Source organism: Massilia orientalis (assembly GCF_030411975.2).
Classification (GTDB): domain Bacteria; phylum Pseudomonadota; class Gammaproteobacteria; order Burkholderiales; family Burkholderiaceae_D; genus Telluria; species Telluria orientalis.
This window is the reverse complement of sequence record NZ_JASNRB020000005.1, coordinates 71,816-86,580: the sequence shown is the minus strand read 5'-3', so window position 1 is coordinate 86,580 and position 14,765 is coordinate 71,816. Positions and strand designations below refer to the sequence as shown.

The following is a 14,765-nucleotide window of genomic DNA, read 5'->3' as shown; positions in this document are numbered from 1 at the left end:
ATGAAGAAAATCGCATGTGTCGTGGCGCTGGCCGGCGCCTTCGTGTCGCTGGATGCGGCCGCATGGGGCACGGACGGCCACCGCGCCGTGGGCGCCATCGCCGACAAGCTGATCAAGGGCACGCATGCCGAGGCGCAGGTGAAGGCGCTGCTGCTGCCGGGCGAATCGCTGGAAGCCGTGTCGACGTGGCCCGACTGCGTGAAGGGCAACTGGTGCGGTCCGCAGACGCCGGAAATGATCGAGTACGTGAACGCGAATCCGAAGCACAGCGAATACCACTACACGGACGTGCCGTTCCAGCTCGACCACTACCACGACGGCGCCGCCGGCACGGCCGACGACGACATCGTGCAGACCTTGAAGGAAGCCATCGCGGTCCTGCAGGGCAAGGACACGCCGGCGACCAATCCGCACAAGTTCACGAAGCGCCAGGCGCTGATCCTCGTGACCCACCTGGCGGGCGACATCGTCCAGCCGCTGCACGTGGGCGCCGCCTTCGTCGACAAGGACGGGAAGTTCATCGTGCCGAAGACGAAGGCAGAGATCGACGAGACCGTCGTCTTCGATTCGCGCGGCGGCAACAACTTCCTGATGGACGACGCGAAGATCGAGCAGATGTCCGCCAACCTGATTCCGCCCGGCGAACCGACGCCGGCCAAGCCGGGCGTGCCGCAGGCGCTGACGAAGCCGTTCCACTCGTACTGGGACAGCACGACAGTCGACTACGCGTTCCGCCGCATCCGCACGAAGACGCCGGAACAGTTCGCGCAAGCCGCCATCGACGGCAAGCCGAACGTGGCGCAGAACAGCGGCGATCCCGTCACGTGGCCGTACCAGTGGGCGGACGATACGCTGGCGGTCTCGAAGATCGCATTCGCCGGCGTCACCGCGGGCAAGATCGTGCCGCAGGTGAGCAAGAAGGGCGAGACCTATTACACGTGGACCCTGGAAGTGCCGGCCGACTATCCGGTGCCCAGCTCCGCGCTCGCAAAGACACAGATGATCAAGGGCGGCTACAACCTGGCCGCGCTGCTGAAGGCGATCTGGCCGTAATCCCGGCGCCAGCCTTCCGCAAGCCGCCGCGCGCCCACAAGGCCGCGGCGGTTTTTTTTCGTAGGTTAGAATCGCGGCATTCAAACGGACCCTCACCATGCCCACGATTCTTCGTTTCATCATCCCCGCATCCACACTGGTGGCACTCGTGCCCGCCGTGGCCGCCGAACCCAACCTGCCGCTGTGGGAAGCCGGCATCGGCGCCGCCGTGTTCAACACGCCCGCCTATCCGGGCGCGTCCGACCGCAGCAACCGCGGCCTCGTGCTGCCGTTCCTGCTGTACCGCGGCAAGGTGCTGCGCGCCGACCAGCAGGGCGTCGGCGCGCGCCTGCTGGACACGGACAAGGTCGAATTCGACATCGGTTTCGCGGGCGCGCTGCCGTCCCGTTCGGACGACGTCGAGGCGCGCCGCGGCATGCCCGACCTCGGCACGCTCGTCGAATTCGGCCCGCGCGTGAAGTATAAATTCGCCGACCTGGGCGAGGCGGGGCGCCTGCGTTTCGAACTGCCCGTGCGCGCCGTCATCGAAGCCCGCGGCGGCCTGCGCCGCCAGGGCTGGACGACGGAGCCGCGCTTCGTGTGGGAACGCCGCGGCGATGGGGGCCGCTGGACGATGGAGGCGCAGGTCGGGGCCGTGTTCGGCGACCGCCGCATCCACGGCTATTTCTTCGACGTCGCGCCGCAGTATGCGACGGCGGACCGCCCGGCGTACCGGGCCGACAGCGGGTTGATGCTCGTGCGGACGGGCGTGTTCGGTACGGTCAGGGTCAATCCGGACGTGCGCGCGTTCGCGTTCGTGCGGCTCGACAGCTATGCGGGGAATGCGAACCGGGAGAGTCCGCTGTTCAGGAAGGATGTCGGCGCGTCGGCCGGGGTGGGGCTGGCGTGGACGTTGGCGCGCTCGAGCAAGCGCGCCAACGAGTGATGTTCAACGCGACTTGACGAACGGCTTGCCGATGGCCTTCGGCGCGACCGACTTGGCCATCAGGCCGGCCAGCACGACCACGGTAACGATATACGGAATCGCCTGGATCAGGGACCCCGGCAGGCGGCCGACGACCGGCAGGTCGACGCCTTCGAGCTGGATCTGGATCGCGCCGAACAGGCCGAACATCAAACAGCCCAGCACCGTGTGCAGCGGGCGCCAGTTGCCGAAGACGAGCGCCGTCAGCGCCAGGTAGCCGGCGCCGGCCGACATATCACGCAGGAAGAAGCCGCTCTGGACCAGCGTCAGGTACGCACCCGAGAACGAGCACAGGACACCGGCCACGAACATGGCGAGATAGCGTGTGCGCTCGACGGACACGCCGGCCGCGTCGGCCGCATGCGGATTCTCGCCGCACGCGCGCAGGCGCAGGCCGAAGCGGCTGTGGTACACGACCCAGTGCACGACGGGCAGCAGCAGGAACGCGACGTAGACCAGCACCGACTGGCCGCCGATCAGGTGGCCGTACAGCCAGCCGATGACGGGAATGTGCTCGACGGCCGCCGTGCCGGGCAGGACGACGTCGAACAGGCGCGCGTTGCGCAGGTCCGGCGTGCGGCCGCCCTGCTGGAAGAAGAATTGCGCGAGCACGAACGTCAGGCCGCTCATCGCGATGTTGATGGCGATGCCGGCCACGAGCTGGTTGCCCTTCTGCGTGATCGACACGAATGCCTGCACCATCGCGAGGGCGACCGACACGCCCATGCCGGCCAGGATGCCATACCACGGATTCTGCGTCGTGTACGCAACAGCGGCCGATGCGAACGCGGAGGCGAGGATCTTGCCTTCGAGGCCGATGTCGACGACGCCCGAGCGCTCGGCGAACAGGCCGGCCAGCGCGGCGAACATCAGCACGGGCGCATTGCGGACCGTGGAGACGATGATGCTGGCGAGTTGGAAGTCTTCCATTCAAATCCCCTTGTTGGTACGGGTGACGTTGAGCAGTTTCAGGATGGCCGGGGCGTAGAAGTTTTCCATCGCGCCGCAGAACAGGATGATCAGGCCCTGGATGAAAATGAACGTCTCCTGCGGGATGTTCGGTTTTTCCAGCGACAGGTCGAAGCCGCCCTGGATCAGCGCGCCGAACAGCACGGACGACAGGAAGATGCCGACCGGATGCTGGCGGCCCATCAGCGCGATCGCGATGCCGACGAAGCCCGCGCCCGCGGGGAAATTCAGCGACAAATAGTGCGTCGAGCCCATCACGGAGTTGACGGCGCCCAGGCCGGCCAGGGCGCCCGACACGAGCATCGTCACGATGATCGTGCGGCTGATTTTTACGCCGGCGTAGTGCGCGGCGTGCGCGTTCAGGCCCGTGGCGCGCAGCTGGTAGCCCCACGACGAACGCCACACGACGGCGCCGTAGATGACCAACGCGAGGATCGCGAGAACGAAGCTGATGTTCAGCGGCGTATCGCCGAACACGGGCAGCACCTTGTTCAGCAGGGGCAGGGCGGCGCTGTCGGCGAACACGCGCGAGGCCGGGTTCTGCTGGCCTTCCGGGATCAGGTATTTGACGATCACGAAGTTCATCAGGCTCGCAGCGATGAAGTTGAACATGATCGTCGTGACGACGACGTGGCTGCCCCGTTTCGCCTGCAGATAGCCGGGAATGAACGCCCACAGCGCGCCGAAGACGGCCGCGCCGATCATCGCGAGCGGGATCATCAGGATGCCGGGCAGGTGTGCGTCGAGCGCCAGCACGGCCCACGTCAGGCCCAGGCCGCCCACGTACATCTGGCCTTCCGCGCCGATGTTGAAGAGGCCCGCCTGCATCGCGATCGACACGGCGAGGCCCGCGAAGATGAAGGTGCTCGCGTAGAACAGCGTGTAGCCGAGGCCTTCCGGGTCGAGGATGGCGCTGTCGACGAGGATGCGCAGCGATTCCGACGGGCTCTCGCCCAGCAGGTGGATCACGAGCCCCGCGACGAGCAGCGCCGACATCAGGTTCAGGATGGGCAGGACGAAACCGGTGGCCCAGCGTGGCAATTCAGTCTTTGGCATGATGTCAGTGCTTGTGCATCCCGCCCATCAAGAGGCCGATGCGGGTGGTGTCGAATTCGTCGATGGGGAGGATGCCGGTGATGCGGCCGCCGGACATCACGATGATGCGGTCCGCGAGTGCGCGCACCTCTTCCAGTTCCACGGACGACAGCAGGATCGCCACGCCTTCGTCGCGCAGGCGCAGGAGCTGCGTGTGGATGCTTTCGATGGTGCCGATGTCCACGCCGCGCGTCGGCTGGCCGACCAGCATCAGCTTCGGCTTCGCGGCCACTTCGCGCGCGATGACGACCTTCTGCTGGTTGCCGCCCGAGAGCAGGCCGATACGCAGGTCCGGATTGTTCGGGCGGACGTCGAACGCCGTCATCAGGTGCGCGCAGCGCTGCGCGATCCTTTTATGGTCGAACAGGCCCCAGCGGTTCGTCACCTTGTCCTGGTAGCCGAACACCGTGTTCTGCATCACGGAGAAATCCTTGATCACGCCGTCGCGCAGGCGGTCTTCCGGCACGTGGCCGATGCCCAGTTCGCGGAACTCTGCCGGCAGGCCGTCCGCGTTCGTGCGGCCGCCGTACGGCAGCGCGCGTCCATCGAATTCGACCTTGCCCGACGTCGGCAGGCGCATGCCGGAAAGGATTTCCAGCAGCTCGCTCTGGCCATTGCCCGACACGCCCGCGATGGCGACGACTTCGCCCGCGCGCAACGTAAAATCGATGTCGGCGAGGAGGGCAACGCCGTTCGCATCCTGCAGCTGCAGGTCCGACACTTTCAGCACCTCGGTGCCCGGATTGTACGGCGCGCGCGGCAGCTCGCTCTGGATCGGGCGGCCGACCATCATGTTGGCCAGTTCTTCACGCGACGTCTCCGCGGTCTTCACCGCGCCGACGACGCGGCCCGCGCGCATCACCGTCACCTCGTCCGTGATCTCCATGATTTCCTGGAGCTTGTGGGTGATCAGGATGATGGTCTTGCCCTGTTCCTTGAACAGCCGCAGGATCTCGAACAGCGACGCCGTCTCCTGCGCGGTCAGCACGGCGGTGGGCTCGTCGAGGATCAGGATGTTGGCGCTGCGGTAGATCTGCTTGAGGATCTCCACGCGCTGCTGCGCGCCGACGGATAGATCGTGGATCGTCGCGAGCGGATCGACGTCGAGGCGGTAGCGGTCGCAGATCTCGCGCAGCTTCGCTTCCACGGCGCCGCGTTTCGCGGCCAGCTTGAAGCCGCCCTCGTTGCCCAGCATGACGTTGTCGAGGACGGTCATGTTCTCGACGAGCATGAAGTGCTGGTGCACCATGCCGATGCCGAGCGCGATCGCCTCGTGACTGGTGCGGATGTCCTGAGGCTGGCCGTCGATGAGGACCTGGCCGCTGTCGGCGTTGTAGTAGCCGTACAGGATGCTCATCAGGGTCGACTTGCCGGCGCCGTTTTCGCCGATCACGCCATGGATCGAGCCCTTGGCGATGGCGAAGCTGACGTCGGCATTCGCCTGCACCGCCCCGAAGGCTTTGCTTATGTTGCGAAATTCTACGGCTGGCTGCATAGCGGTCTGTCCATTCATTTAAAAGCGCGCCGCGCCGGCATGGAAACCGGCGCGGCGCGCTTCACTGTCAAACTGTGTTCGATGCCGTGTTACTGCACTGGGCACGAATTGGCCGCGCGATAGTCGACCACCTTGATCTTGCCGGCGATGATGTCGGCCCGGGCGCCCGTCACGCGCTTTTCCATCTCGGGCGTGACGACCATGCGGTTGTCCTTGTCGAGCACCCAGTCCACGCCACCTTCCTTCAGGCCTTCGTAGGTGATGCCCGAGGTGAACTGGCCGTTCTTCGCCTTCATGAACGCTTCGTACGCGGCATTGTCGACGCGCTTGACCATCGACGTCAGCATCGTGCCCGGGTACAGGTAGTTCTGGTTGGAGTCCACGCCGATCGCCAGCTTGCCCTTTTCCTTGGCCATCTGCAGCGCGCCCATGCCGGAGCCGCCCGCGACCGCGAAGACGACGTCGGAACCGCGTTCGAATTGCGCGCGCGCCAGCTCGCCGCCCTTGGCTGGGTCGTTCCAGGCCGCGGCCGTCGTGCCGACCATGTTCTGCAGCACTTGCACCTTCGGATTGACCGCCCGCGCGCCCTGCACGTAGCCGCAGGCGAACGCGCGGATCAGCGGGATGTCCATGCCGCCGACGAAGCTGATCGTCTTCGTCTTCGACGCCATCGCCGCGGCGACGCCGACGAGGTACGAGCCTTCCTCTTCCTTGAACAGGACGGAGTTGACGTTCTTGCCCTGCGCATTGCCGTCGATGATGACGAAGTGCACGTTCGGGTATTCGGCCGCGATCTTTTGCACGGGCTGCGTCTGCGAGAAGCCGATCGAGACGATCAGTTTCAGCTTCTTGCGGGCGAGGGCGCGCAGGACCTGCTCGGCCTGGGTGTCGTAGTTGGCCTGGGCTTCAAACACCTTGACGCCGGTTTCCTTCGTGAACCGCGCGACGCCTTCGGCGGCGGACTGGTTGAAGGATTTGTCGAACTTGCCGCCGGCATCGTAGACGATCGCCAGTTTCGCGCCCGCCATGTCGGCACTGGCGCCGGCGCTGATGCATAGCGCCGCGATCATCGTACAAAGTTGCTTGAATTTCATCGATTTGGGCTCCTGGATCCCGTATTTTACCGGCGCAACGGCTGTGCAGGGAGGGGGATTTTCGGAACTATGCATCAGCCAGTTTATTCGTGGCAAATACGATTTTACTTTGCTATTTATTTCGTTGACATATAAATAGCGCCGTTTCAGTCGGCGAGCGGGAGCGCGGGCGGAACGGCGATGCTGGCGACGGCGGTGGGGGCGGTGGCTGTCGTCACGGTTGGGATGACGATGTCCGGGGCCGGCGCAGGAATTGGCGCAGACGAGGGGATGTCGATCGGCTTGGCGAACTGCGACGTGAGGAAGCGCGCGATGCGGGTTTGCGTGTCTTCCAGGTACGGGATATTCAGGTGGTCCGAGTCGGGCACGGTCTCGTCCCCGATCAGCCGGGCCAGCTTGGCGACGAGCTGGTCGGTGTGCGAGTGCGGCACGATGTCGTCGCTGGCCGCGCGCAGCACGAAGGTCGGCGCCTTCAGCGTGGGCGCGTACTTGATCGACTCGAAGCGGTGGCGCAGCATGTATTCGATCGGCATCACGCGGAACTTGCGCTTCGCGAGGGCGAGGATCGAATCGTACGGCGTGATCAGCACGACGGAATGCACGGGCCGCTCTTTCGCGACCTGCACGGCCACGCCGGACCCGAGGCTGCGGCCGACGACGGCGATGCGTTTCGGGTCCACGTGGTGGTGCGCCGCCATCCAGTCGAACAGCATGCAGGCGTCGTCGATCATGTGCGCCTCGGCAGGATCGCCGTGGGAATCGCCGTAGCCGCGGTAGTTCACGGCCAGCACGGCCATCCCGGGGAACAGCTTGCCGGCATCGCGCACGACCCAGGACACTTCCTCGGACCGGCCGCCGAAATAGACGACGGCGGGACGCAGGCCGGGCATCTTCGGCGTCATCAGCCAGCCGGACAGCCGCGTGCCGTCCTTGGCGCGCAGCACGACGGGGCGGGTGCGGTGGCCGCTGCTGCGCGGATGCGCGACTTCGCGCTCGACGGTGGGATTGAACACGAGACGGCGCTGGTTTGCCGCGACCGCGGCCGTGAGGCCCAGCCACAACATGCTGGCAAAGCCAGCCATACCTGCCGCCAATTTTTTATGTGTGCTCATGTATACAGTCTACCTCTGGCTACGGATGAAGTCTGTGCGCTGCCCATCAAATACACCTTCATTATGGTGCGAATTCACGAAGAGTAGCTTTGCTGCAACATCCTGTTACAGCGCGGGCGTTGTCGCCGCCTGACAGGGTTTGTTAGGCTGTCCATGAAGACAGGATGTGGAGGCGGGATGAGGTGGAAAGCGGTCGTGCCGGCATGTGCCGGGCTGGGCCTGTTGGCGGTGCTGATGGTGCCGGCGTGGCGGTCGACGCCGCCGGCCGTCACGCCGGCGGCGGCGCCTGTGCCGCCCGTGTCGACGACCGGTGCGGCGGCCGGGCCGGCCTGGCTGTCCGACCTCGGCGCGCCGCCGGTCCCGCTGCCGGCGCCTGCCGAACCGCTGGCGCAGCGCATCGAGCGGCTGGTGGCGAGCGGCGATCCGCGTGACGCGTATCGTGCGTGGTGGCTGTTGCATGCCTGCGTCGTGTTCGGGCGCACCGGTCACCTGCCCGAACGTGACGGGACCGAGCCGGATGCCATCGCCGATCCCGCGCATGCCTGCGCGACCGTCAACGAAAGAATGAAGATGGCGCGCATCGACCATCTCGAACGCGCCGCGCGCGGGGGCGTGGACGGTGCGCTGGCGGAACTGGTCGAAGAGGGCCCGTTCGGCGACCCGACCGCCCTCACGACGCGTCCCGACGATCCGCTCGTGAAGGAATGGAAGGAAAGGATCAACGGGATGCTGAACGAGCAGGCGGAGCAGGGCTACTGGGCGAGCCTGTACCAGCTCTTTACCGGTTTCTGGTTCGGCCATCCGGCCATCGCCGCGGACCGCCAGAGCGCGCTGGCCTACGGCATGGCGCTGCGCGACATCATGGTCAAGCTGGATGGCGTGCCCGAGCAGCAGGCCATCCCGTTCAACGGCCCGTTCCTGGACGAGATCGGCACCGGCCTCACGCCGGAACAGAAAGCGCGTGCGCAGGCGCATGCGGATGCGATCGTCGCCCGCGCGGCGGATCAACGGGACATTGCAAATCGGATATCGATCAAGCAAAAAAAGTAATTGGTCCAGGTCATGTGATCGACTCTACGATGGGAGGATCTTGGAGAGATCGATAACATGAATATTCTAAAATTGTTCTTCAGCCTGGCGCTGCTGTTGAGTGGACTGCCGGCCTGGGCATCCACCCAGGCGGCCCGGCCGGAAGGCCCCTGCGACATCTATGCGAAGGCGGGCGCGCCCTGCGTGGCCGCGCACAGCACCACGCGCGCGCTCTATGCCGCGTACGACGGCCCGCTGTACCAGGTCACGCGCCAGTCGGACGGCAAGACGCGCGACATCGGCGTCGTGCGAGGCGCCGGCTACGCGAACGCGGCGGCGCAGGACGCGTTTTGCGCCGACACCTATTGCTGGATCACGATCCTGTACGACCAGTCGGGCAAGCGCAATCACCTGGTCCAGGCGCCGCGCGGCACGTGGACCGGGCCCGCGCTGGGCGGCATGGACAATCTGCCGCTCGCGGACCTGGCGCCGGTCACCATCATGGGGCACAAGGTCTATGGCGTGTACATCGCGCCGGGCATGGGCCTGCGCCTGAACGATACGCACGGCGTGCCCGTCGCTGACCAGGCGGGTGGGCAATATGCCGTCATCAATGGCTATCACTACAACGGTGCCTGCTGCTTCGACTATGGCAACGGCGAGATCGACAGCATCGATGACGACAACGGCACCATGGAAGCGATCTATTTCGGTAACGCGAAAGGGTGGTATCGCGGCAGCGGGGCCGGGCCCTGGGTGATGGCCGACCACGAAAACAATCTCGTCGGTTGCGTCAACGACGACAAATCGAAGCTGTGCGCCAACCTGCCCACCCTCGCTACGCGCTTCGTCACCGCCGTCACGAAAGGCAAGCCCGGACATTGGGCGACCCTGGGCGGCGATGCCCAGCGGGGACAACTGGCCGTCATGTACGAAGGCCGCCGGATCGATGCGTCCTACGACCCCATGCGCAAGCAAGGCGCCGTCCTTCTCGGCAATGGCGGCGACAACAGTACCGCGTCGCAAGGCACGTTCTACGAAGGCGCGATGACGGCGCCGCGGACGTATCCGTCCAACGAGACGGACCAGCTGGTCGCCCGGAACGTGGCGGCGGCCCGCTACGACGTGGCGGCCGTGAGTGTCGGGGCCACGTCGGCGTCCGACGTCCCGGCCAGCCTGCACACGTTCGCGCCGCGGGCGTCCAAGGACCTGGCGGTCACGTTCACGAATACGACGGGCCAGCCCGTCCGGGGCGTCGCGCTGTCGCTGGCGGTGCCGAAGGGCTGGCATGTCGACGCGGCCGCGAAAACCATCCTTGATGCGATCGCGCCCGGTCAGAGCGTGCATGCCGTTTTCAAGGTGACATCCGGCGCCGCTCCGTTCAATGGCGATCTGAAAGGCGTGGCGACGTGGGCTGGCCGCACCGAATCGGCCGCCGCGAAGGTGCGCAATGTGGCGCCGGTAAACATCAACGAATTCCGCCTGAGCGACGGCGCGCGCACCAACGCGACCAATGCGTTCATCGAGTTATACAACGCCGGCGAGAAAGAAGTCGATATCTCGAACTGGACGTTCGCGCAACACGCGATGCGCGAGCCCCTGTTTTCCAAGGTGAAGATGCCTGCCGGGACCCGGCTGGCGCCGCACGGTTTTTATGTTCTGGGCTTGTCCAATTCGGGCCTCGTGCTGCCTGCCCGGCCGGGCGATGCGACCATCCACGTGCGCAACGTCGATGGCATCAAGCCGGGCGACACCATCGTTGTCGGCGACGAAACCCGCAAGGTCGTCCGCGTCGGCACGGCGGCCGGCCAGGCGACGCCGCTGTGGCAGCCGCTGCCGGACGGTCCCATCATCACCATCCCGGCCGGTTCGACGACCGTCCCCGTGACCAGCACCGAAGGTTTTGCCGTCGGCGATACGCTTGCCCTCGGCTACGGCACCGCGTATCCGGTCGACGGACGCGCGACCGAGCACTACGAAAAAGTGACCATCACCGGCGTCGGCACCGCGGGCAGCCAGGCATGGCTGGGTCTCGATGCGGCGCCAGGTTCCACCAATATCCAGGTGACGTCGACCGCCGGCATCGCCGCCGGCGACAGGATCCGTCTCGACATCGACAGCGCCGATCACGGCATCGATACGGTCACCGTCAAGCACGTGGGCACGGCCGCCCGCCGTACGAGCCTGGCCCGTGATGCCGCTGCGGGCGCCACGACGATCGTCGTGCATGGCGCGATCGGCTTCCCCACGAAGAAGAACGTCGATTACACGCCCGGCAAGGCCGTGATCGGCGCGCCGGGCAAGCTCCAGACCGTGGACATCGTGCGCGTCGAGGGCACGCCGGGCGGCAACCTCACGCTGACCATTTTTCCGGCGCTCGCCCAGGACCACGTGGCCAACGAACCGTTCGTGGAACCGGGCACGGGCCTCGACCTGGCGGCGCCATTGAAGTACGGCCATGCCGCCAACCTGCCGTTCAGCGTGCGCGGTACGGGCATTACCTTCACCCCCGCGACCCGCCATGCGCACTCGAGCAACGAACCGGTGCGCCCGGCGGGCAGCGGGATCGTGCTCGACCGCGCCCTGGCGCGTGCGCATGACACGGATGCCGTCGTGCGCGTGGACACCGTGACCGCCGCGGGATTCCAGGGCACACCGAACCAGTGGTTCGGCGGCCCGGCGCTGTCGCGCGAAGCGGGCAGCATGGTGTTGCGCGATGCGGCGGGGCACGTCGTCGACAGCCTGAACTACGGGGATCTCGTCGATCCATGGGCATCCGGTGGATTCCGCGGCGCCGCCGGCAAGGCCGCCACCTGTCACGCGGCAGCGCCGGGCATCGCCAACGAGCCGACGTGGGACCGCGCGCTCCCGGGCATCCCGTTCAGCGGCGCCGTCGCGCAAGTCGACGCGGCCCAGGGCAGCACGGGACGCTATCCCGACGGCCAGGACAACGACAACGATTGCACGGATTTCGTGACGTCCGTCTCGATCCGGACCGGCGCGACGGCGGCGGGCTCGACGAGCGTCAGGGCCGCCACGGTCGCGCACTTTGCGCCCGGCCAGTCCGTCGTCATCGATGCGGGCGACCATGCGGAAACCGTGACGGTCGCCACGGTCGGTTCATCGGGGCTCACCCGTGCCTCGGCGCCCGCCGACAAGGGCGCGACGGTCGTCCGCGTCGACGACGCGCGCCAGTTCGTGGCCGGCCAGCCGGTGATCGTCGGCAGCGGCGCGGATGAAGAGCAAGGTGTCGTCGCCGCGGTGGAGACGGGTTGGCGGACGGGCAAGCTGACGCTCCAGGCGCCGCTGGCCCGCGCCCATGACACGGGCGCCAGCGTATCGGGCACCGGCATCACCCTTGCCGGCCCGCTCGCCAAGGCCCACCCGGCAGGCACGGTGATGACGGCGGCGGGCGACCTGGCGACGCCGGGCGCGCCCAACAACGGTGTTCGCCGTAGCGCTGCCCAACTCTAGTGCAGCATGGGGCCGGACGAGGGCGCGTAACGTTCGGCGTCGTGCAGCGCCTGCACGACGCTGTCGTCGCCCGGCAGCATCCTGGCTGGCGATTGGCTACGCACGGTACCGTGGGGCACGGTCAGGCGCGTGTCGCGGTCAGGCGCGGATGAACGAAGGGGATGCCGGACTGCCGGATGGTGAAGCGCCAGCGTTCGGCAGGGCCGGTCAGGATGGCCAGGAAATGCCGGTCGTCTTCCCAGACCAGTTCTTTCAGCGTCCGCACTCAGTTTCCGGGAACGAATGAGAATGCGGCACCCAGGCTGCGGCGCGCGCAGACATGCAAGTCCCGGTCGAGCAGGATGAAATGAAACGTTTCTTCAAACGGGCAATCCTGATCGGTCACGAGCAGGTAGCAGGCGGACGTTTCGAATTGATCGAGGAGGGCGATGCCGGGTACATGTGTCGAGGTCACTTGCCCGTCCGAGATCAGTTGGGAAACGCCGCCAGACGGCAGCAAGGCAAACCGTCCGATACGTTTGCCATCCATACATTCATGGCGTCGCGCCATCGTCGATGAACTGCGCCTTGATCGTCTGGTTCGCCACCAGCCTGGGCGGCCTCGGGCAGTTGCAGATGCACAAGTCGTTCTCCAGCGCGACCTGCTTGCCGTTGTAGCGCTCCGGAAGGCGCGGCCCGACGCAGCGGATGACGCCCGTGCTGCCGCACGTCCGGCAGGCGACCGTGTCGCCCTCCAGCGCAACGCGGACGCCGTTGATCGAGACCAGCGCGCTCGCGGAGGTCACGGTGCCGCCGGCCGTGGTGGCCGCACCCAGTGTGATGTGATGTCGCTTCATCTTCCCATGCTGTCACGCGCCGCCGTCGTGGACGTTGTGCAAACCGCCTTGACACGGCGCCGCCGCGCCGAAGCGATTACCATGTCCCGCACCATCGCGTTTTTACGGAGACCTACTGTGCACTTCCTGCTGATCTATGACCTGGCCCCGGACTACCTTGAACGCCGCGGCGCATTCCGCAACGTACACCTGAAGCTGGCCTGGGACGCCCAGCAACGCGGCGAGATCGTCATCGCCGGTGCCCTGGCCGATCCGGCCGACAAGGCCGTGCTGCTGTTCAGCGGCGAATCGTCGGACGCCGCCGAGCGCTTCGCCCGTGCCGATCCGTATGTCGTGAATGGACTCGTCACGCAGTGGCACGTGCGGCCCTGGATCACCGTGGTTGGCCAGGACGCCAGCACCCCGGTCCGCCCGGAGTAATCATTTCGCCGCCAACAGCTTCACGACGAGGTTGTGCGTCGTGAGCGCGATCGAGCGGTCGGGGGCCAGGGCCACACCGATCGGCCGGTCCAGGCTGCCGGGCAGGGCGCCGAGGGTGATGCCCGCGTGGCCCGGCACGCCGGCCACGGTGCTCGTCACGTTGTCGAGGTTGATGCGGCGGATCGTCGAGTTGCCCGTGTCGGCGATATACAGATCGTTGCCGTCGACCGCGATGCCGCTGGGCGCGCACAGGCGCGAGACGCCCGGGCTGCCGTCCACGGCGTCGCAGCGTCCCGGCTGGCCGGCCAGCGTGGACACGACACCCTTGTCGTTCACCATGCGGACCGTCGAATTGCCGGTGTCGACGACGTAGACGTTGTTCCAGTTGTCGACGCCCACGTCCTGCGGTTCGCAGAACTGCGCCTGCCCGCCGTTGCCGTCGCGGCTGCCGCACACGCCCGGGGCGCCGGCGACCGTCGTGACGTTGCCGCCCGCGTCGATACGGCGCAGCATGTGGTTGCCGGTATCGGCCACCCACACATTGCCCAGGCGGTCCAGCGCGATGCCGCGCGGCTTGCAGAAGCGCGCCGCCATGCCTTTGCCGTCCGCGCTGCCGCAGGTGCCGTCGCCGGCGATGGTCGTCGTCGTGCCGTCCGGCGCCACGCGGCGGATGACCGAATTGCCGCTGTCCGTCACGTACACATTGCCGTTGCCGTCCGCGACGAGCCGGCTCGGATCGTTGAAGCGGGCCGCCGCGCCGGTCCCGTCCGCATAGCCGAGGGCGCCGCGCGTGCCCGCCAGCGTCGTCACCACGCCGTCGGGAGAAATCTTGCGCACGGTGGCGCTGGCGCTTTCCGCCACATATAGATTGCCCGCCGCGTCCGCCGCGATGCCCTGCGGACCGTTGAAGCGCGCGGCGCCGCCGGTGCCGTCCTGCGAGCCGGCGCATTGCCCGCAGACGTCGCCCGCGATCGGAAACAGGCCCGTGGCGCCCTGCGGCCGGTCGGGCCAGCTGGGCCAGTCGGGATGGTCGGGCCATGGATGGTCGGGCTCGTGGAACCAGCCGATCCCGATGCCGATGCCCACGTCGCCACCGCAACTGGACAAGCCCAGCAGCAGGACGCCAGACACAAACCAGCGTAGCGTGCGTTCGAAGACTGTCATGGCCTTACCCCGAATGGAAACGGCATCGAGCTTAGCGCGCATCGCCCCGTAGGCCATGCG

14 protein-coding genes are annotated in these 14,765 nt (G+C 66.8%); 5 read left to right on the top strand and 9 right to left on the bottom strand.

The window, feature by feature from the left end:
* Nucleotides 1–1,053: a S1/P1 nuclease gene (locus QPK29_RS08860; protein ID WP_371768654.1), complete on the top strand. Its 1,053-nt coding sequence runs from the start codon at nucleotides 1–3 to the stop codon at nucleotides 1,051–1,053.
* Nucleotides 1,054–1,150: 97 nt separating this feature from the next.
* Complete coding sequence (locus QPK29_RS08855) at nucleotides 1,151–1,978, top strand: MipA/OmpV family protein (RefSeq protein ID WP_371768653.1); 828 nt, start codon at nucleotides 1,151–1,153, stop codon at nucleotides 1,976–1,978.
* A 3-nt stretch (nucleotides 1,979–1,981) separates the two neighbouring features.
* On the opposite strand, the gene QPK29_RS08850 is transcribed toward QPK29_RS08855, so the two are convergent.
* From QPK29_RS08850 to QPK29_RS08830, 5 genes are all read right to left on the bottom strand, one after another.
* The gene (locus QPK29_RS08850; protein WP_056327947.1) at nucleotides 1,982–2,947 is read right to left on the bottom strand and encodes an ABC transporter permease; all 966 of its coding nucleotides are present in this window, start codon (nucleotides 2,945–2,947) and stop codon (nucleotides 1,982–1,984) included.
* On the bottom strand, nucleotides 2,948–4,042 hold the full coding sequence (locus QPK29_RS08845) for an ABC transporter permease (protein ID WP_160409614.1): 1,095 nt from the start codon (nucleotides 4,040–4,042) through the stop codon (nucleotides 2,948–2,950).
* Between the two features lie 4 nt (nucleotides 4,043–4,046).
* The gene (locus tag QPK29_RS08840) at nucleotides 4,047–5,576 is read right to left on the bottom strand and encodes an ABC transporter ATP-binding protein (protein ID WP_056122938.1); all 1,530 of its coding nucleotides are present in this window, start codon (nucleotides 5,574–5,576) and stop codon (nucleotides 4,047–4,049) included.
* A gap of 89 nt (nucleotides 5,577–5,665) precedes the next feature.
* Nucleotides 5,666–6,670: a BMP family lipoprotein gene (locus QPK29_RS08835; protein ID WP_056122942.1), complete on the bottom strand. Its 1,005-nt coding sequence runs from the start codon at nucleotides 6,668–6,670 to the stop codon at nucleotides 5,666–5,668.
* A 146-nt stretch (nucleotides 6,671–6,816) separates the two neighbouring features.
* Nucleotides 6,817–7,752 (bottom strand): alpha/beta hydrolase, encoded by a 936-nt coding sequence (locus QPK29_RS08830; RefSeq protein WP_229502032.1) that lies wholly within the window; start codon nucleotides 7,750–7,752, stop codon nucleotides 6,817–6,819.
* Between the two features lie 207 nt (nucleotides 7,753–7,959).
* Here QPK29_RS08830 and QPK29_RS08825 point away from each other — a divergent pair, with 207 nt between their 5' ends.
* Complete coding sequence (locus QPK29_RS08825) at nucleotides 7,960–8,832, top strand: hypothetical protein (protein WP_371768652.1); 873 nt, start codon at nucleotides 7,960–7,962, stop codon at nucleotides 8,830–8,832.
* 57 nt (nucleotides 8,833–8,889) lie between these two features.
* Nucleotides 8,890–12,285, top strand: coding sequence for an arabinofuranosidase catalytic domain-containing protein (locus QPK29_RS08820; RefSeq protein ID WP_371768651.1), 3,396 nt, complete (start codon nucleotides 8,890–8,892; stop codon nucleotides 12,283–12,285).
* A 121-nt stretch (nucleotides 12,286–12,406) separates the two neighbouring features.
* Here QPK29_RS08820 and QPK29_RS08815 read toward each other — a convergent pair whose 3' ends face one another.
* The 3 genes from QPK29_RS08815 to QPK29_RS08805 are packed head-to-tail and all read right to left on the bottom strand — an operon-like array spanning nucleotide 12,407 to nucleotide 13,121.
* Nucleotides 12,407–12,550 (bottom strand): hypothetical protein, encoded by a 144-nt coding sequence (locus QPK29_RS08815; RefSeq protein WP_371768649.1) that lies wholly within the window; start codon nucleotides 12,548–12,550, stop codon nucleotides 12,407–12,409.
* Nucleotides 12,551–12,814: a hypothetical protein gene (locus tag QPK29_RS08810; RefSeq protein WP_371768648.1), complete on the bottom strand. Its 264-nt coding sequence runs from the start codon at nucleotides 12,812–12,814 to the stop codon at nucleotides 12,551–12,553.
* Nucleotides 12,815–12,818: 4 nt separating this feature from the next.
* Nucleotides 12,819–13,121: a PAAR domain-containing protein gene (locus QPK29_RS08805; protein ID WP_371768647.1), complete on the bottom strand. Its 303-nt coding sequence runs from the start codon at nucleotides 13,119–13,121 to the stop codon at nucleotides 12,819–12,821.
* A 117-nt stretch (nucleotides 13,122–13,238) separates the two neighbouring features.
* On the opposite strand from QPK29_RS08805, the gene QPK29_RS08800 reads away from it, so the two are divergent.
* Nucleotides 13,239–13,541 (top strand): YciI-like protein, encoded by a 303-nt coding sequence (locus QPK29_RS08800; protein WP_371768846.1) that lies wholly within the window; start codon nucleotides 13,239–13,241, stop codon nucleotides 13,539–13,541.
* Here the strand turns inward: QPK29_RS08800 and QPK29_RS08795 are convergent, their stop codons facing one another.
* Nucleotides 13,542–14,705 carry an NHL repeat-containing protein gene (locus tag QPK29_RS08795; protein ID WP_371768646.1) on the bottom strand — a complete coding sequence of 388 codons (1,164 nt, stop codon included), beginning with the start codon at nucleotides 14,703–14,705 and terminating at the stop codon, nucleotides 13,542–13,544. It lies immediately after the preceding gene.
* Between the last annotated feature and the right edge of the window lie 60 nt (nucleotides 14,706–14,765).